At 54.9% G+C, this 18,006-nt stretch carries 16 protein-coding genes; 7 read left to right on the top strand and 9 right to left on the bottom strand.

The annotated features are described in order from the left end of the window. Positions 1 to 60 precede the first annotated feature (60 nt). Both ubiA and ubiC read right to left on the bottom strand, forming a co-directional pair. Complete coding sequence (gene ubiA, locus ACWHWP_RS01645) at positions 61 to 930, bottom strand: 4-hydroxybenzoate octaprenyltransferase (protein ID WP_047345622.1); 870 nt, start codon at positions 928 to 930, stop codon at positions 61 to 63. 12 nt (positions 931 to 942) lie between these two features. Further along, the gene (ubiC, locus tag ACWHWP_RS01640; RefSeq protein ID WP_023334136.1) at positions 943 to 1,440 is read right to left on the bottom strand and encodes a chorismate lyase; all 498 of its coding nucleotides are present in this window, start codon (positions 1,438 to 1,440) and stop codon (positions 943 to 945) included. Between the two features lie 217 nt (positions 1,441 to 1,657). On the opposite strand from ubiC, the gene ACWHWP_RS01635 reads away from it, so the two are divergent. From ACWHWP_RS01635 to ACWHWP_RS01625, 3 genes are all read left to right on the top strand, one after another. Next, positions 1,658 to 3,199, top strand: a complete 1,542-nt coding sequence (locus ACWHWP_RS01635; RefSeq protein WP_447854946.1) for a PGAP1-like alpha/beta domain-containing protein — start codon at positions 1,658 to 1,660, stop codon at positions 3,197 to 3,199. After that, the gene (locus ACWHWP_RS01630; RefSeq protein WP_447854945.1) at positions 3,196 to 4,308 is read left to right on the top strand and encodes a T6SS immunity protein Tli4 family protein; all 1,113 of its coding nucleotides are present in this window, start codon (positions 3,196 to 3,198) and stop codon (positions 4,306 to 4,308) included. Before ACWHWP_RS01635 ends, ACWHWP_RS01630 begins: the two co-directional genes overlap by 4 nt. A gap of 61 nt (positions 4,309 to 4,369) precedes the next feature. After that, positions 4,370 to 5,503 carry a T6SS immunity protein Tli4 family protein gene (locus ACWHWP_RS01625; protein WP_447854944.1) on the top strand — a complete coding sequence of 378 codons (1,134 nt, stop codon included), beginning with the start codon at positions 4,370 to 4,372 and terminating at the stop codon, positions 5,501 to 5,503. 85 nt (positions 5,504 to 5,588) lie between these two features. Here the strand turns inward: ACWHWP_RS01625 and malM are convergent, their stop codons facing one another. From malM to malK, 3 genes are all read right to left on the bottom strand, one after another. Next, the gene (gene malM / locus ACWHWP_RS01620; RefSeq protein ID WP_447854943.1) at positions 5,589 to 6,548 is read right to left on the bottom strand and encodes a maltose operon protein MalM; all 960 of its coding nucleotides are present in this window, start codon (positions 6,546 to 6,548) and stop codon (positions 5,589 to 5,591) included. A 112-nt stretch (positions 6,549 to 6,660) separates the two neighbouring features. Further along, positions 6,661 to 7,986 (bottom strand): maltoporin, encoded by a 1,326-nt coding sequence (locus ACWHWP_RS01615; RefSeq protein ID WP_072250765.1) that lies wholly within the window; start codon positions 7,984 to 7,986, stop codon positions 6,661 to 6,663. A 71-nt stretch (positions 7,987 to 8,057) separates the two neighbouring features. After that, entirely contained in the window at positions 8,058 to 9,167 is a 1,110-nt protein-coding gene (malK, locus tag ACWHWP_RS01610) for a maltose/maltodextrin ABC transporter ATP-binding protein MalK (protein ID WP_059312961.1), read from the bottom strand. 369 nt (positions 9,168 to 9,536) lie between these two features. On the opposite strand from malK, the gene malE reads away from it, so the two are divergent. From malE to malG, 3 genes are all read left to right on the top strand, one after another. Beyond that, positions 9,537 to 10,727 (top strand): maltose/maltodextrin ABC transporter substrate-binding protein MalE, encoded by a 1,191-nt coding sequence (gene malE, locus ACWHWP_RS01605; protein ID WP_059312962.1) that lies wholly within the window; start codon positions 9,537 to 9,539, stop codon positions 10,725 to 10,727. Positions 10,728 to 10,848: 121 nt separating this feature from the next. Beyond that, entirely contained in the window at positions 10,849 to 12,393 is a 1,545-nt protein-coding gene (gene malF / locus ACWHWP_RS01600; protein WP_059312963.1) for a maltose ABC transporter permease MalF, read from the top strand. A 14-nt stretch (positions 12,394 to 12,407) separates the two neighbouring features. Then, complete coding sequence (gene malG, locus ACWHWP_RS01595) at positions 12,408 to 13,298, top strand: maltose ABC transporter permease MalG (RefSeq protein ID WP_003860332.1); 891 nt, start codon at positions 12,408 to 12,410, stop codon at positions 13,296 to 13,298. A gap of 97 nt (positions 13,299 to 13,395) precedes the next feature. Here the strand turns inward: malG and psiE are convergent, their stop codons facing one another. Next, positions 13,396 to 13,806: a phosphate-starvation-inducible protein PsiE gene (psiE, locus tag ACWHWP_RS01590; protein WP_021242727.1), complete on the bottom strand. Its 411-nt coding sequence runs from the start codon at positions 13,804 to 13,806 to the stop codon at positions 13,396 to 13,398. 96 nt (positions 13,807 to 13,902) lie between these two features. On the opposite strand from psiE, the gene ACWHWP_RS01585 reads away from it, so the two are divergent. After that, positions 13,903 to 14,355: an acyltransferase gene (locus ACWHWP_RS01585; protein WP_059312964.1), complete on the top strand. Its 453-nt coding sequence runs from the start codon at positions 13,903 to 13,905 to the stop codon at positions 14,353 to 14,355. A 77-nt stretch (positions 14,356 to 14,432) separates the two neighbouring features. On the opposite strand, the gene ACWHWP_RS01580 is transcribed toward ACWHWP_RS01585, so the two are convergent. The 3 genes from ACWHWP_RS01580 to ACWHWP_RS01570 are packed head-to-tail and all read right to left on the bottom strand — an operon-like array spanning position 14,433 to position 17,901. Next, positions 14,433 to 16,529 carry a YjbH domain-containing protein gene (locus ACWHWP_RS01580; RefSeq protein ID WP_059312965.1) on the bottom strand — a complete coding sequence of 699 codons (2,097 nt, stop codon included), beginning with the start codon at positions 16,527 to 16,529 and terminating at the stop codon, positions 14,433 to 14,435. Continuing rightward, positions 16,529 to 17,266, bottom strand: a complete 738-nt coding sequence (locus tag ACWHWP_RS01575) for a capsule biosynthesis GfcC family protein (protein ID WP_074170392.1) — start codon at positions 17,264 to 17,266, stop codon at positions 16,529 to 16,531. The genes ACWHWP_RS01580 and ACWHWP_RS01575 overlap by 1 nt, the downstream gene beginning before the upstream one ends. Beyond that, complete coding sequence (locus tag ACWHWP_RS01570) at positions 17,263 to 17,901, bottom strand: YjbF family lipoprotein (RefSeq protein ID WP_063432020.1); 639 nt, start codon at positions 17,899 to 17,901, stop codon at positions 17,263 to 17,265. The genes ACWHWP_RS01575 and ACWHWP_RS01570 overlap by 4 nt, the downstream gene beginning before the upstream one ends. Positions 17,902 to 18,006: the final 105 nt, after the last annotated feature.

Below are 18,006 nucleotides of genomic sequence, written 5' to 3'. Positions count from 1 at the left end.
GGGCCTGCATTTTCTGCTAACGCGTAGGTCGGGTAAGGCGAAGCCGCCACCCGACTTTTTTTATAAGAAATAGCCCATCGCCAGGCCTAAAAACAGCACCAGGCCAACGTAGTTATTGTTCATAAACGCTTTAAAACAGGCGTCACGTTCGCGCTTAGCGATCAGCTTCTGCTGATAGGCAAACAGCAGTCCCGCCACCAGCACTGACCAGTAAAACTCCCAGTTCAGCCCGTTCAGGCGGCCGATCGCGACCATCAAGGCCAGCACAGCGACCTGCAGAATACCGATAATCAGCTTGTCCTGACGGCCAAAAAGGATGGCGGTTGATTTGATGCCAATCTTCAGGTCGTCGTCGCGGTCAACCATCGCGTACTGGGTGTCGTAGGCCACGGCCCAGAGAATGTTCGCCAGGAACATCAGCCAGCAGCTGAGCGGTAACGACTCGCTGACGGCGGCAAACGCCATCGGAATCGACCAGCCAAACGCCGCGCCCAGCACCACCTGCGGCAGGTGGGTGTAGCGCTTCATAAACGGGTAAACCCAGGCCAGCGCCAGCGCTGCCACGGAAAGCAGAATGGTCATGGTGTTCAGGGTTAACACCAGCAGGAAGGAGAGCAGCACCAGAACGATGAACAGCACGCGGGCTTCTTTTCCGGTGACCTGCCCGCTGGGCAACGGACGACCGGCAGTCCGTTTGACATGGCCGTCAAATTTGCGGTCGGCATAGTCATTGACCACGCAGCCCGCCGCACGCATCAGCCAGACGCCGGCAACAAACACGCCGAGGATCCACAGCGGCGGCACGCCCGGCGTTGCAACCCACAGCGCCCACAGGGTCGGCCACAGCAACAGTAGCGCGCCAATAGGTTTATCGGTACGCATTAAGCGGTGATAAGCCAACAGCTTACTCTGCGTCAGGCTCCACTCCATTTTTTCTTCCTCTTAGTACAACGGCGATGCCGGTAAAAAAAGCTCCGTCAGAATTAACGGCTTACCGCTCAGGCGAAGGCGGGAACGACGCCCCCACAGTTCGGCATCACGACCAATTTCAATAAAATCCCGGGTAAGTTCAGACGAGGTGAAGAGGTAACGCCCCAGCGGCGTTTTCCCCAGGCGCTGCAGCGCCAGCTCGGGTCCGGAAAGGGTGGACTCAGGCACCACCGTCCGCCCGGCAAGCCATGGCTCACCGTCAGCACAGAGTAAAATTTCACGCAGCCAGTAGCGTGGCTCCTGCGGCAGCAGCGGCAGCTCGCTGGCGATCTCATCGCCGGAGACAAACCCTTCCTGAATCAGGGTCACCGTAACCGTTTTACCCTGCTGCTCAAAACGTTTCGTCATGGAATCTTCCAGCAACAGCCAGTCAAGCTGCTGCGGATCAAGCGCAGGTATTTGGTCGAAATAGCGCAGCGCACGCAGTTGCGTTAGCGCGGGGTGTGACATGCCAGACTCTCCGATACATAACGTAATGGCATTGTATCGCAGAAACGCGGATTGAGGGGGGCCAAACGTTATTTAACGATCGTTATCGCAACAAGGGCGCAACAAGGCGGGAGAAATGTTCGTGGCAGCAACAGCAGAACTTGATTTTGGTTAAGTATCGCACGGATAAATTGTGAGCTAATGCGGCTCTCGGGAAGGAATATCAGGAACTTAATACATGGATGACAATAAAAATAGCCCCCCTAATCGGTCTTATCATCGTCCCATCTGGGATGACGATGGCACGTTTCATTATCAGGTTGTTGCTCAGCCAAAAGACAAAAACCACATCTCGGTTTGTCTCAAGCCCCCTTCAAAAGTGATCCCGGTGATCTTTATTCCTGGAGTGATGGGGTCAAACTTAAAAAATGAGGATGGTGAAGTCTGGCAGTTCAGTGCAACTTCGCTCGTGAAATTGCCATTAGCCAATGCAAAAAAAAGAAAACAACTGCTTGATCCAAAGACCACCGTCGTTGATGACTCCGGGGAAATTTTAAACGACGGTGCGGATGGCAAAAAATTCCCGTCCCGTCGCGCCCGCGGATGGGGAAGTGCGTTTTACATGAGCTACGGTGAGGCGCTTGACCGGCTGCAATATCTGCTCAGCGACGACGATATTCTGATGGATAATTACTTTCGGGAGACACAGTTGCAAACGGCACGGCAGCGTTTTATCGGCGTCAGAATCGGTGACGAGCCTCAGGAGCAGGTGCTAATCGAAGAAGAAGTTGCTCACGGGCACAAGTTCTTATTCCCTCTGCACGTTTTTGGTTACAACTGGCTGCAATCGAATGCGGACTCTGCGGCGTTGCTGGGCGAATATATCCGTAAGGTGCTGAGTACGTATCACGGACGCCTGGCAGTCAACAAGGTCATCCTGATCACCCATTCGATGGGCGGACTGGTCGCCCGCCATTACTCGGAAAATATGGGCGGGCAGGACTCAATCCTGGGCATCGTACACGGCGTCATGCCGGATCTCGGCTCACCTGCAGCTTATCGCCGCATGAAGATTGGTGAGCGTGGCATCACTGGAATGATTATCGGAGACAGTGCAGAAAAGCTGATGCCGGTGCTGGCACAGTCTCCCGGTCCGTTACAGCTTCTGCCGGGCATGGCTTATGGTCCGGGATGGCTGAAAATCAACAGTAAAGAGACTCAACTCTCCCTCCCGGTGGCCGATCCGTATGAGGAAATTTATCTAAACAAAACAGCGTGGTGGCGGCTATGTGAGCAGGATTTGTTGCTGGATGATACTGGCAGAGAATGGGATGCTTTTGTTAAGCGGATGAAAGACTCCGTTTATAAATTCATCGAAAAACTGAATGGACAGTACCATCCCCAGACATGGTTATTTTACGGTGCCAGCGAGAGTAACCCTTCCGATGGGTTCCTGACATGGGAAGAGCAGATCCCCCAGAGCGTTAAGGAAGCGCAGAGGTGCAGGGAAAATGCAGCTAACCCTTTTGAACTGTCCCCGTTAAGGGCTCATCAATTAATTTCATCCGCAAGCCCTGGTGATGGGACCGTGCCGACCACCTCCGTCCGCACCTACTCTTCCCGTATACAGGGCGTCATGGCGACAGATGTCGATCATGAAGGAGCTTATGCTGTCGATCCTGTCGATCGCTCCCGCTCGGTATACAGCGATCTCTCCGACGCACTGGTGTTCACGGTTCGCTCGGTGGTGAAAATTGTGCAGCAGGTTCCCGCCCCATGAAAAAAGACACATCCCCCCTGATTGTCACGCTGACGCTCCTGCTGCTGGCGGCAGGATATTACATCCATAACTATGTGACATTCGTGCATGCGCCCCCGGCGTTAACGGACAAGGAAAAACGTATGGTTAATACTCTTTTTGCCACCACCAAATCCCAGTGCGTGGGGCGCTATGTGTTTGACGTTCCGGCCTCATTCGAAAACACCCTGACTGACCGGGCACAGATTAATGAGATCCGCATCAGCAGCAAGCGGCTCTACCGTCCGGCGTTTGAGCAGCGTATCCGGTTGCGGGAACAGAAACTGAAAAACAGCGCTACCGTGGACCCTGTAGATCAGCCTTTTCTCAAGCAGGTATACAAGCTGAGTGATAATGCGATGATTTTTGACCGCAATGAAAATGAGAGTGTGGCGGGATTTGGGCGCATTCTGGAAGGCCATCTCTACGTTGACGGAGTGGCGTTTATCCTCACGCAGGAAATTACCGATTATTCTGATCCGCGCTTCGCTAAAGAGCGAGCGTTTTATCTGCGCAAGGAGGCGGGAAGACCTGACTGGATGGCGAATGATAAACCCCAGAAACTGGCAGAATTACAGGACCTCATGTCCCGGCTGAGCGGACGGTATAACGAGGATATTCCTTCCGTGCCCGGCACCTGTATTCCGCAAGGGTTTATCCGCGACGGAAACGGAAAGCCTAAGGAAGATATTACCTTTGTATATCCACATAACCCGGTCTTTTCCCTGTCGGTTTCCACTAATACTTATCTTGGCGATCCAGCGAGTATGCTGGAGCGAAGTGATGAGATTCAGCCCTACCTGGCCCGGATCAATGCGAAGACACTGCGTAAGGCAAAAACACAGATTGCAGGATTTGAGGCTGATGAATGGCTCAATACCGCTCCATCAGAAAAATCACCGGACACCCCGTCCGGGCAGCTGCTTTTTAACGTGATAGCTAATGAAAAAGTGGTCGATTTTCGGCATCCAATTATCGATGTGACATTGAGCAATCATACCCTGCCCCCCCCAGCCTACAGCGATGCTGAACTGGTGGAAATCTGGGATCGCATCATTCGTTCTTTCCGCGTCAGGGAAAATGCGTTCTGAACCGGGTATCACAACAAAAGGAAAATGTAGTGATAAAGATTGTGCAGCAGGCTCCCGCCCCATGAAAAAAGACACATCCCCTCTGATTGTCACGGTGACGCTCCTGCTGCTGGCGGCAGGATATTACATCCATAACTATGTGACATTCGTGCATGCGCCCCCGGCGTTAACGGACAAGGAAAAACGTATGGTTAATACTCTCTTTGCCACCACCAAATCCCAGTGCGTGGGGCGCTATGTGTTTGACGTTCCGGCCTCATTCGAAAACACCCTGACTGACCGGGCACAGATTAATGAGATCCGCATCAGCAGCAAGCGGCTCTACCGTCCGGCGTTTGAGCAGCGTATCCGGTTGCGGGAACAGAAACTGAAAAACAGCGCTACCGTGGACCCTGTAGATCAGCCTTTTCTCAAGCAGGTATACAAGCTGAGTGATAATGCGATGATTTTTGACCGCAATGAAAATGAGAGTGTGGCGGGGTTCGGGCGCATTCTGGAGGGCCATCTCTACGTTGACGGAGTGGCGTTTATCCTGACGCAGGAAATTATCGATTATTCTGATCCGCGCTTCGCTAAAGAGCGAGCGTTTTATCTGCGCAAGGAGGCGGGAAGACCTGACTGGATGGCGAATGATAAACCCCAAAAACTGGCAGAATTACAGGGCCTCATGTCCCGGCTCAGCGGACGGCGTGACGAGGATATTCCTTCCGTGCCCGGGACCTGCATTCCGCAAGGGTTTATCCGCGACGGAAACGGAAAGGCTAAGGAAGATATTACCTTTGTTTACCCGCATAGTTCGGTGTTTTCTTTTTCAGTCTGGAGCAATAACGCCCTCAAGGAAAGCACAACCATGCTGGAGCGCAGCGGAGAAATTCAGTCTTACATCAACAGCATAGACGGAAGCACGCTGCGAAAAGGAGAAGCACGCATTGCCGGTTTTGATGCCAGTGAATGGCTAATCACCGCCCCGCCAGACAAATCATCCGATAATTCGCCAAAACAACTAATCTTTACCGCCGTAGCCAATGAAACCAACGCTGATTTTGCACACCCCAGCCTTGATCTGACATTAAGCAATGAAATCTTACCTGAAGGAAGTGATGTCTCATCCCCACCGGCCTACAGCGATGCTGAACTGGTGGAAATCTGGGATCGCATCATTCGTTCTTTCCGCGTCAGGGAAAATGCGTTCTGAACTGATTGCCTTTGATCAGCGACAAAAAAAGTGCGCCCACTCAGGCGCACCAAACGACTAACAAATCAGCACTGTGGGGAAACGGTTACCCCTTGCCTTTTACACTGCTGATAAAGGTGGAACGGGCAGTGGTTGAACCTAAACGTTCGGCTTCATCAAGCAGTTTCAGCGCTTTATCGACATCGCCGCGCTTCACCGCCTGCTTAATGGCGTTGTTGAAGTATTCTTCGGTGTCGTTCAGTACCGGCTCAGCTTTCTTCGCCGGGGCCGGCGCTGCGGTCGCGGTCGCTGCCGGTGCGGCCGCCGTGGCAGCTGGCGCGGTATAAGCAGGTGCAGCGGTATTCCCCACGGTCACCGGGCCTGGGCCAGACGAGCCAAACAGTGGGCCAACGAGTACGCTGGAGGCGCTGTTGGTGGAAACTTTCAGTTTGATCAGGCCATCAGTGGTGTGGCGGGCAATCGGGTCCGGGATATCTGGTGCGGCATTACCTACGCCTTTGGCATAGGCCTTCGCAGGGTCAAGCAACGTGGTGGTTTGCTGCAAATCTTTTTCCGTGGTGAAAACGAGAACGTAAATTTTCTGCTGACCCAGCGCAGGCGTCAGTCGCATCACCCCTTCCAGGCGGTCCGCACTCATGACACCCGGTGCCTGATAGTTAAAGTATTCGCTCGGGAAGAACGCAGAAGGCGTCATATTTTGGTCAAGGATGAGCACATTCGGCGCAAATACGCTGGTCTGTTTATTGACTTCACTTGTGAGCGTCAACGTCAGTTCCCCAATATTTGCAGGCACACTGTATGCAACAACCGGACCACTGATACCCGGGACATTAAGCGGCTGCCCGCCCGTCGACAGCTGGGTTGTTTGGGCTTTAGATTGATCGACAGGCGTCCAGACCAGCTGTTGCAACGCAGCTGACGGAATGGCTGGCGCGGATGTTGTGTTTTGCGGAACGAAATTCACATTAGCGAGCGTTACAGCAGGCGCGCTGGCCAGTAGCCCTGCGGATAAACAAAGGGCAAGGAGAGTTTTGTTCATTTTCATTGTTATCACCTCAAAATGCACAGGTCAGCGGTAGCCAGGCAATAGCGCGCCGTCCCAAGGATTGAGGGGCTTTCGCCCCTCAGTTTGGTCATTACGTCAGATTAAGACGGGATTACCACCAGATTTCCATCTGGGCGCCGAAGGACCACTCATCGTTGTCACCACGGCTGTAGGTTGTGGCTTTGGTATCGCTTTTTGCGATGCCGTTGTCATAACCCCATTTCTCATCCCACTTCGCATAAGTTGCGAAGACACGGATCGCTGGACGAGACCAGATGCTGTTACCTGCCTGCCATTGCTGTGCAAGGGTAATTTTGTATTGGTTGTTGGTATCGTCAGTTTTCTGCGACTTAACGTTGTCGTAGCCAACTTCCAGCAAGGTGCTCATGATTGGCGTCCATTTGTACATTGGGCGCACACCCACGGTGTACCAGGTCGTACCGTTATTGTCGTCACGATCGATATCCTGATACATACCGACGTACATCAGATCCCAGCTGTCACCCAGAGAGATGGCACCATGGTCGAGAATACGTACCAGTGAGCCGTTGTTATTAATCTTGTTGTCTACAACACCAATTTCAGTGTCTTTGTCATAGTCGTTGCCGGTGAAGGAACCCTGCGGAATACCTTTGCCCTGAGTGGTCATTGCATCGGTAGCGTACTGGACAACAAACTTGTTGTAGCCTTTCAGCATGCTCTGGGTATGTTCAGCAGTGAACATCCAGCCATCTTTAGATGCGCCGTCCGCGAAGCTGTAACCGTCAGTTTTGTTAGCACGACCATAGTCAGCACCCAGTTCCAGCGTACCGCCCGGGTTGATTTCCATCTGCGCTAAACGCACATCAAAGACGTCGTTAGCGGTATCTTTGAAGTTATGATAGATATCGTTGCTGGTGAAGATGTAAGAGCCGCCAGCTTCCTGAGAACGGGTCGCGGCCAGAGACAGTTTACCGAAGCCCAGGTCGATGTTTTCAATACCCGCACCAGGACCAGAGATATCCCAGTAGTAGAAATCGATCATGTGGACGTCATGACGCTGATAGAAGCGCTTACCGGCCCAGATAGTAGATCCAGGCAACCACTCAATCAGGTTTTTACCCTGCACGTTGGCTTCACGGAACGCCGGGTCAGTGGCTTCCCAGTCGTTCTGCTGCGCCACGGAGTACGCTACGTTGGTGTCGAAGTAGAAGCTTTTATCGCCCTCTTTCCACACTTCCTGGCCCAGTTTCAATTCAGCATAGGTTTCACATTCGTTACCGAGACGGTATTTACTTTGTGCACCTGTTGCCTGGAAGCATTGTTGTTCACCGCCACTCCCCGTCCAGCCGATACCGGAACGAGCATAACCATGGAAATCCACGGCAAGTGCCTGAGCAGACATTACGCCCGCTGCGACGGCAACTGCCAGAGGAAGTTTGCGCAGAGTAATCATCATTCTATCTCCTGAGATCATTGCTTTTCTTTGAACACTTCACCTGTCGGTTTCGTGTCTTCTTTTGGGATTGCTTAAACGCCTGGCTCTTTGTGCAACCGACGACATGCAGTGCCATCCTCACGGAACAGATGGCAACGCTCTGGCGGCAAGCCGATAGCGAATTTGGCACCCTCTTCTACCAACACCACGTCATTCTGGCGGTAGACCAGGTTCTGACGGATGGCGGGGATCTGGATATGAATCTGTGTTTCGTGACCAAGCTGTTCGACGACCTGAACGTCACCTTCCAGGGTCACATCGGCGATGTGGCTCGGGAGTAAATGTTCAGGACGAATACCCAGGGACATGTTTGCCCCGACCTGTACGTTGGCGCTGTCGACCGGCAGCCAGACCTGCTGACGGTTTGGCAGCTCCACCTGTACCTGTTCAATAGCTGTCGCGGTCACTTTAACGGGCAGGAAGTTCATCTTTGGCGAGCCAATGAAGCCCGCAACAAAGCGGTCTGCCGGGTAGTGATACAGCTCCAGCGGTTTACCCACCTGCGCCACGCGACCGGCATCCAGCACCACGATTTTGTCCGCCAGGGTCATCGCTTCGACCTGATCGTGGGTGACGTAAATCATCGTGCGGCCAAGGCGTTTGTGCAGACGGGAGATTTCAATGCGCATCTGGACGCGCAGGGCGGCATCCAGGTTGGAAAGCGGTTCATCGAGCAGGAACACGCGCGGCTCGGCGACAAGGGTACGACCAATCGCCACGCGCTGACGCTGTCCACCGGAAAGCGCTTTTGGTTTACGCTCCAGCAGGTGCGCCAGCTGTAACACTTCCGCCACCTGCGTGACGCGCTGGTTAATGACCTCTTTTTTCGCGCCGGCCAGCTTCAGGCCAAAGGACATGTTCTCGGCAACGGAAAGATGGGGATAGAGTGCATAAGACTGGAACACCATGCCGACGCCACGTTCGGCAGGTGGGATGTCGTTCATTCGGGTATCACCGATCAGCAAGTCGCCGCTGGTGATGGTTTCAAGACCGGCAATCATACGCAGCAGAGTAGATTTACCACAGCCTGATGGGCCAACAAACACCACGAATTCACCTTCGTTGATGTCCAGATTGATGTCTTTCGACACCACAACGTCACCCCAGGCTTTCGTTACATTACGCAGCTGTACGCTCGCCATGCCCTTCTCCCTTCGTTACAACCTGTCACCGACAGAAACATTCAAGATAAGTTCACTATGGGGTATCCATTACTTTCCTGAATCCTCCACCCCCCGGCTTTTTTATGGGGGAGGAGGCGGGAGGATGAGAGAGCAGGCTCTGCGACCGCCGCTGGCGGGCTGAGGCGAAATTCGTGAAGCGGCCTGCAAAATTGGGTGTGTTTTTATGTGCGCCAGCACTCATAACTTAAATTTATGCAACGGAGATCACACAAACCGGGGGTGGGGCGTAGGGGTTGGGAGGATGGAAAGAGGATGTCAAATAAGGAGACTGAGTCACGTTGAACCACTGAAGTCATACCACGAGACATCACCAAAAGGATGGCAGATATGAATATCAAGACTGGCGCACGCGTTTTCGCATTGTCCGCCCTTGCAGCAATGATGATTTCCGCACCGGCGCTCGCCAAAATTGAAGAAGGCAAGCTGGTTATCTGGATTAACGGCGACAAAGGCTATAACGGCCTGGCCGAAGTGGGCAAAAAATTCGAGAAAGACACCGGTATCAAAGTTACCGTAGAGCACCCGGACAAGCTGGAAGAGAAATTCCCGCAGGTTGCCGCAACCGGCGACGGCCCGGACATTATCTTCTGGGCACATGACCGTTTCGGCGGTTACGCGCAGTCTGGTCTGCTGGCTGAAGTCACCCCGGACAAAGCGTTCCAGGACAAACTGTTCCCGTTCACCTGGGATGCCGTTCGCTATAACGGCAAACTGATTGCTTACCCAATCGCGGTTGAAGCCCTGTCCCTGATTTACAACAAAGACCTGGTACCAAACCCGCCGAAGACCTGGGAAGAGATCCCGAAACTGGATAAAGAGCTGAAGGCGAAAGGTAAATCTGCGCTGATGTTCAACCTGCAGGAACCGTACTTCACCTGGCCGCTGATTGCTGCCGACGGCGGTTACGCGTTCAAGTTTGAAAACGGCAAATACGACGTGAAAGACGTGGGCGTAGACAACGCTGGCGCGAAAGCAGGCCTGACCTTCCTGGTTGACCTCATCAAGAATAAACACATGAACGCGGATACCGATTACTCCATCGCGGAAGCGGCGTTCAACAAAGGCGAAACCGCGATGACCATCAACGGTCCGTGGGCCTGGACCAACATCGATAAGAGCAAAATCAACTACGGCGTCACGCTGCTGCCAACCTTCAACGGCAAGCCGTCTAAACCGTTCGTGGGCGTGCTGAGCGCTGGTATCAACGCCGCCAGCCCGAACAAAGAGCTGGCGAAAGAGTTCCTGGAAAACTACCTGCTGACCGATCAGGGTCTGGACGAAGTGAACAAGGACAAACCGCTGGGCGCCGTTGCGCTGAAATCCTTCCAGGATCATCTGGCGAAAGATCCACGCATCGCAGCGACCATGGATAACGCCCAGAAAGGCGAAATCATGCCGAACATCCCACAGATGGCCGCGTTCTGGTACGCCACGCGTACAGCCGTCATCAACGCCGCAAGCGGTCGTCAGACTGTCGATGCCGCGCTGAAAGATGCTCAGGGTCGTATTACTAAGTAAGTCTGAAAAACGGCGGGTGGCGCATGCGCTTACCCGCCCTACGACTACGGCACGATCCGTAGGTCAGGTAAGCGAAGCGCCACCTGACGATAAGTTTCCACCGTTGTAGAGGAAGAACCCCATGGATGTCATTAAAAAGAAGCACTGGTGGCAAAGCGACGCGCTGAAGTGGTCAGTGATAGGTCTGCTGTGCCTGCTGGTGGGTTACCTTGTTGTTTTAATGTACGTACAAGGGGAATATCTGTTTGCCATCATGACGCTGATTTTAAGCTCTGCTGGCCTGTATATTTTCGCCAACCGTAAAGCCTACGCCTGGCGCTATGTCTACCCTGGCGTGGCCGGAATGGGGCTGTTTGTTCTCTTCCCGCTGATCTGTACCATCGCCATTGCGTTCACCAACTACAGCAGCACTAACCAGCTCGCGCAAGAACGCGCAACGCAGGTGCTTCTGGATCGCTCTTATCAGGCCGGTAAGACCTTTAACTTCGGCCTGTATCCTGCTGGTAACGAGTGGAAGTTAGCGCTTACTGACGAAGCAAGCAGCAAATACTATGTCTCCGACGCGTTCAAATTTGGCGGCGAGCAGAAGCTGACCCTAAAAGAGGCCGCAGCGCTGCCGGAAGGTGAACGTGCCAACCTGCGCGTCATTACCCAGAACCGCCAGGCGCTGACCCAGCTCACCGCCGTGCTGCCAGATGAAAGCAAAGTGACCATGAGCTCGCTGCGCCAGTTCTCCGGCACACAGCCACTCTACACCCTGGCGGATGACGGTACGCTGACCAACAACCAGAGCGGCGTGAAATATCGTCCGAACAACGACATTGGTTTCTATCAATCCATTACTGCCGACGGCAAATGGGGTGATGACAAACTCAGCCCGGGCTATACCGTGACCATCGGCTGGGATAACTTTACCCGCGTATTCACCGATGAAGGCATTCAGAAACCGTTCTTCGCCATCTTCGTCTGGACGGTCGTCTTCTCGGTGCTGACCGTGATCCTGACCGTTGCCGTGGGCATGGTGCTGGCCTGCCTCGTCCAGTGGGAATCCCTGAAAGGCAAAGCGATTTACCGCGTGCTGCTGATCCTGCCCTATGCCGTACCGTCGTTTATCTCGATTCTGATTTTCAAAGGGCTGTTCAACCAGAGCTTCGGTGAAATCAACATGATGCTGAGCGCCCTGTTCGGCATCAAACCGGCCTGGTTCAGCGACCCGACCACCGCCCGCTCGATGATTATCATCGTGAATACCTGGCTGGGTTATCCGTACATGATGATTCTGTGCATGGGGCTGCTGAAGGCCATCCCGGACGACCTGTACGAAGCCTCGGCGATGGACGGCGCGGGTCCGTTCCAGAACTTCTTCAAAATTACGCTGCCGCTGCTCATCAAGCCGCTGACCCCGCTGATGATTGCCAGCTTCGCCTTTAACTTTAACAACTTCGTGCTGATTCAGCTGTTGACCAACGGTGGCCCGGACCGCCTTGGCACCACGACGCCGGCAGGCTATACCGACCTGCTCGTGAGCTACACCTACCGTATCGCCTTCGAAGGCGGCGGCGGTCAGGACTTCGGTCTGGCGGCGGCAATAGCCACCCTGATCTTCCTGCTGGTCGGCGCCCTGGCGATTGTGAACCTGAAAGCCACACGTATGAAATTTGACTAAGGAGGGCATTGATCATGGCTATGGTACAACCCAAATCTCAGAAGTTGCGCCTCCTGGCGACGCACTTAGGCCTGCTGATTTTTATTGCGGCGATCATGTTCCCGCTGCTGATGGTTATCGCCATCTCCCTGCGTTCGGGTAACTTCGCCACCGGGAGCCTGATCCCGGACGAAATCTCCTGGGAGCACTGGAAGCTCGCGCTGGGCTTCAGCGTGGAACACGCGGATGGCCGCGTCACGCCGCCGCCGTTCCCGGTCCTGCTGTGGCTGTGGAACTCGGTCAAAGTGGCGACAATCACCGCTATCGGCATCGTGACGCTCTCCACGACCTGTGCTTACGCCTTCGCCCGTATGCGTTTCCCTGGCAAAGCGACGCTGCTGAAAGGGATGCTGATTTTCCAGATGTTCCCGGCGGTGCTGTCGCTGGTGGCGCTGTATGCCCTGTTTGACCGCCTGGGCCAGTACGTGCCGTTTATCGGTCTGAATACCCACGGCGGCGTGATCTTCGCCTACCTTGGCGGTATCGCGCTGCACGTGTGGACCATTAAAGGCTATTTCGAAACCATCGATGGCTCGCTGGAAGAAGCGGCCGCGCTGGATGGCGCAACCCCGTGGCAGGCGTTCCGTCTGGTTCTGCTGCCGCTGTCGGTGCCTATCCTGGCGGTGGTGTTTATCCTGTCGTTTATCGCCGCCATCACCGAAGTGCCGGTTGCGTCGCTGCTGCTGCGCGATGTAAACAGCTACACCCTGGCCGTCGGTATGCAGCAATACCTCAACCCGCAAAACTACCTGTGGGGCGACTTTGCCGCGGCGGCCGTACTCTCCGCCATCCCGATTACCGTGGTGTTCCTGCTGGCACAGCGCTGGCTGGTCAACGGCCTGACGGCGGGCGGTGTGAAAGGTTAAGTTTCATTTTGTTATGCCACTGCAACCCTCAACTTTAGACGTATTGTATTGACCCAACTTGTGACTGTTGTTAGGCGCTCTTCGGAGCGCCATTTTTTTATTCTCGCTTCAGCCGCTTCGAATTACACAGCCAGAGGGTGATCACCAGCAGCAGGATCGCCGCGGAGTAGATCAGCACATCAAGGGGAGATTTATGATCGACGATGATCAGCCGCACTATCGCGGTGATCCCAATGTAGACAAAATAACGTAGCGGGAAGTGAAAGCCTGACTGAAAATACTTCACAATCAGGGCGATAAATTCAAAGTAGAGAAAGTAGACCACCAGTCCTTCCACCAGCGCATATTTGCTGGTTTGCTCGGGGGCGAACAGTACATCCGCCAGATGCACCGTCTCTTTACCCAAAAAGACGACCAGTATCAGGCCAAGGCTCAACAGACCGAGGTTCAGTACGGTCTGGAGGACTGTTGAGATAAACTCAACGCGCGGACGAGTCAGGGATGTCATACAGCACCTCATTCTCCAGGGCGAGGTTCCTGTATAACGCAAAAATGTGACGTGGATCTATATTTTTTAATTATGTTTTATGTACGGAGGTAACCGATGGAACGTAAACCTACCGGGGTTCGCAACGTAACCTGCGGTGAAAATGTCACCCTTTACGAACCCGCCAATCTTTATGACTGCGTGCTCGGCAACGGCGTATTCATCGGCCCGTTTGTTGAAATCCAGGGCAATACGTACATTGGCGACGACAGCAAAATTCAGTCGCACACCTTCATTTGCGAGTACGTCACCGTAGGCAAACGCTGCTTTATTGGCCATGGGGTAATGTTTGCCAACGATATGTTCCGCGAAGGCAAACCCAACGCTGACCGGAACAGCTGGGGACGCATTACCGTGGGGAATGATGTCTCGATAGGCAGCGGTGCCACCATTCTGGCGGTCTCCATCTGCGATGGCGCGGTGATTGGGGCGGGAAGCGTGGTGACGAAATCGATCGTCGAGAAAGGTGTCTATGCCGGGAACCCAGCGAGGCTACTGCGCCGCTTGTGATTCGCCCGGTGGCGCTGCGCTTACCGGGCCTACAAAATAGTAGGCCGGGCAAACGCAGTGCCGCCCGGCGTGAAGCATCAGCGGAAGTTAATGTTCTTATCGCTGGTCATATCATACAGCTGGAACTTACGACCCAGCTGCTGGCCGCCGTCACGCGTCAGCGGCGTCCAGCCAATAGCCGCGCGGCTGCGGGTTGGGCCTGACGAGAACAGATCCAGCGGAATCGACACATAGACCCCTTTGGTGAAGTCCCCTTCCCCGTACTCGTCCGGCGAGACGTTGGTGATCGTCGCGTAACCGCCTACCACCACGCCGCTGTCGAAGTGTTTAGAAATATCCAGCGTACCGCCCTTATCGCCTGCCAGGTACTGGCCCACGCTGGCTTTCACCAGCACGTCAGGTGCGAACGACGGTGTCCAGTAGGCGGTCAGATGGCCCGTTTTGACGCTGTAGTCGGTGAACTTCATCATGTCCTGCGCGCTGCGCCAGTCGCGCTGCTTGACGTAGTTGGCATCAACACCAAACGCCCAGTTGCTGTCTACCGGACGATACAGCACCTCTGCCCCCGCCCCGCCGTACATGGTTTCCAGATACCCGCCGTAGACCTGGCCGTAGAAGCCGTTGCCGAAGTACTGGAAGTAGTTGGCCTGCAGGTTATTCACGTAGGCATCGTTCTGCACGTATTCACGCACACGGGTACGCACGCGCGGCAGTTTCGAGTCTTTAGGCGGGTTGGTGTAGTTGAACTTGTCGTAGTTGTTGGCGATGTTGCCGAACAGGCTGCCGGTGGTCAGCAGGTGGTCGGTGAGCCACAGATCCGCCGTCGCCATGACGCCCAGCTGATACATGTAGAAGTTTTCAGGCCCGCCGACGGACTGGTTCAGCACCGGATCGATATGGAAATCAAAGCGCGATTTATCGATATACCAGCCCTGTTCGGTGGTGTCCGGCACCACCGGCTCAACGCGTTTTTGCACCAGCTCGGTTTCATGCCCGAGCGGTTCGCCTTCCAGATGGCGCTTGAGGCTGGCGACGTCCGTTTCGGTTGTAACCTGCGGCAGGTTGAGGCGGTTCTCCGTCACGCGGATCGTGCGGATCCCCTCCGGCAGATCGTTCATAACGATCCGATTGGCGCGCTCGATCCCTTCCCGCGAGTCGCGGTATTTCACCTGCTCGCCGGTGACGTAAAGCGTATCGCCCTTGGTCTGAATCTTCGGATCCGCCAGACCGGCATTGTATTTCAGCAGCGTCAGCTGGTTTGCCACCACGGAGTGCTGCAGGATCGCATCCTGCGGCTCCGGCTGATAGGCAGGCCGCGCGTTATCATTGTAGTGCGGGCGCATGTCGTTGAAGTTGGTGCGCAGCGTGAAGCCAAACATCACCGTATTGCCACGCTCGTAGCTGAGGTTAACGTCGGCCCAGTCAGTGACGCGATAAATGGCGCCGACGTTAAACTTGCTCTTCTGCTCAATCTTCCCGGCGAAGTCCTGCGAGTAGTCATTCCCTTCATACTCCAGCTTCAGGCGCAATGGCTGCCAGGGCGTCTGATATTCAACGCCGCCAAACAGCGACGCCGGACCGTGGAACATCTGGTCGCCGTTGATAGAGCCCGCTTTCTGATAGCTGTTATCGCGGTAGCAGTATTTATCGCTGTAGGAGCAAAACGGGTTTTTCACGTTGCCGCTGGTGCCCAGATAGCCCCACCCCAGGCCGAGCGAGAAGTCGAACGGCCCCCAGGCTTTGCTGGCCACGACGTATTCCGCATCAAACAGACCGGTACCGCCGATATCTTTCGCACCCACGGACACCTGCGGCATCCAGTAGCTCTCTTCCCACAGGCGCAGTTTGACGTCGAAGGCTTTATCCTTGTAGGTCTGATCGCCGGAGAACGCCTCTACGCTGCTGTACCGTTTAGTACGCACGTCGGTATAGCGCAGCGTGGTTTCAAGCCACGGGAACAGCTGCACCGACGCCGAGTAGTAGCGATACTGGTCGTTATCGCGGTAGTTAAGGCTAATTTCCCCTTCCCGCGCCATCCGCGCGGTAGGCGTTTGCAGTAAACCGACGCCGCCGAAGTCTGACTGAGACGGGCCAATGGGTGCCGGATACGTTTCTGCATGGCAGGCGGCACTCACGCAGAGCGCCAGCATGCTGTAGAGATGGATTCTTTTCATTATTCCGGTATCCGCTGAATCAGGGAGTGAAGGATATCGGCGTTAAGCCCGTCATATGCCTTCGTCCAGAAATGGTCGGCAAAACCGACAAAAATAATGCTGCCTGGCATGGGTTCGATATGGCGCTTGTTCCAGTAAGCAACCGGCGCTTTTTGCGTGTGCCCGTCAGGGTAAACGACCCAGGCGTAGCTGTTATCCGCCCCGCTCAGCAGGCTCTGCTCGTCGAGGTAGCTCGCCACATCGCGGCCAGGCATAAAGGGCTTTTTACCCGGGCTGCTGATAAGCCCGAAAACGGTAATGGTGGAAGGCTGGGCAGGTAGCCAGAGGGTGTAATCCCCTTCAAGCGTAGGGTTGCCCTTTTCCGTAACGCGCACTTCATCTGGGTCAAGGTTCACTTTCTGGCGACCTGTCACCTTCAGCGCCTGCAGCTGCTGGCGAACGTGGTTAATGGCTGCGACATCGTCGCCGTCTTCCTGCTCCGCCAAACCCGTCAGGCGAGCCAGCAGCGCAAGATGCTCTTGCTCCGCCTTAACCGTTGCCTGACGCTCGCCGATCACCGCCCCTTGCCACCAGCTGTTGGCAAGCCTGGGCTGCCCGACGAGATCGAGCAGATGATCTGCGTTAGTTAAGGTCTTGGGTTTTTCACTGTCCGGCGTGTAGACCTGTACCGTCCCGGCGGACCATGCCAGCGGCGCGGCAAGACTGGCGAGAAGCGCAACCTGGATAAGCATTTTCATGATTTCGCCGCCTTGATCAGAGTGCTCTTCACCGGGAAGAAATTGGCGCCGAGATACTGCAGGGACTGGCGGATCTGCCCGTCTTCGTCAATCCAGAAGCGGTTATGCCAGGTGGCCTGGTCAGTGACGACTTCTTCATCCAGCACGCGAACACGGGTTTCGTCGCTGCCCACGCTGACGCTGTCCGTGCCGTCCCATCGGAAGGTAGAGCGCGCCGTGGCGTAACGCACCTGCTTATGTTCGGTCCAGCCCATCGTGCGCGTCCAGCTTGCGCCGTCGGTAACCTGGTTAGGTTTGATCAGCGGGTCGGCAGCGAGGTTATTTACCTCAAGCAGGTTATCGCCGCCCAACAGGGTTTTTACGATACGACCGTGCTGCGTCACGATGGTGGCCTGATCCTGCGTCACCCATTTCTGCTGCCCGTTTTCATCGAAAGCGAGCACCACAAACAGCTGCGGGCCATCGTTAAGCTGCATGTACTGACTGGCATAAGGCATGTTCTGCAGTTCGTCATCGGTCAGATGCACGCCCGGCGTGCCGAACATGCTGTCCCACAGTGAGTTTCCCAGCCCTTTGGTGGTGGCCGAGCACGCCTGCAAAAGCAGGCAAATCAGGATGATCCCAGGTCGCTTCACGACTCTTCTCCGCATTATTGCCGGGTGGCGCTGCGCTTACCCGGCCTACAGGTCCCGAAGGCTACTGAAAAGCCAGAATAACCACACCGAAGTGTGGTTATGATT

Source organism: Enterobacter sp. WI-ESBL-E8 (assembly GCF_053364895.1).
This window is presented reverse-complemented; position numbering and strand designations above follow the sequence as displayed.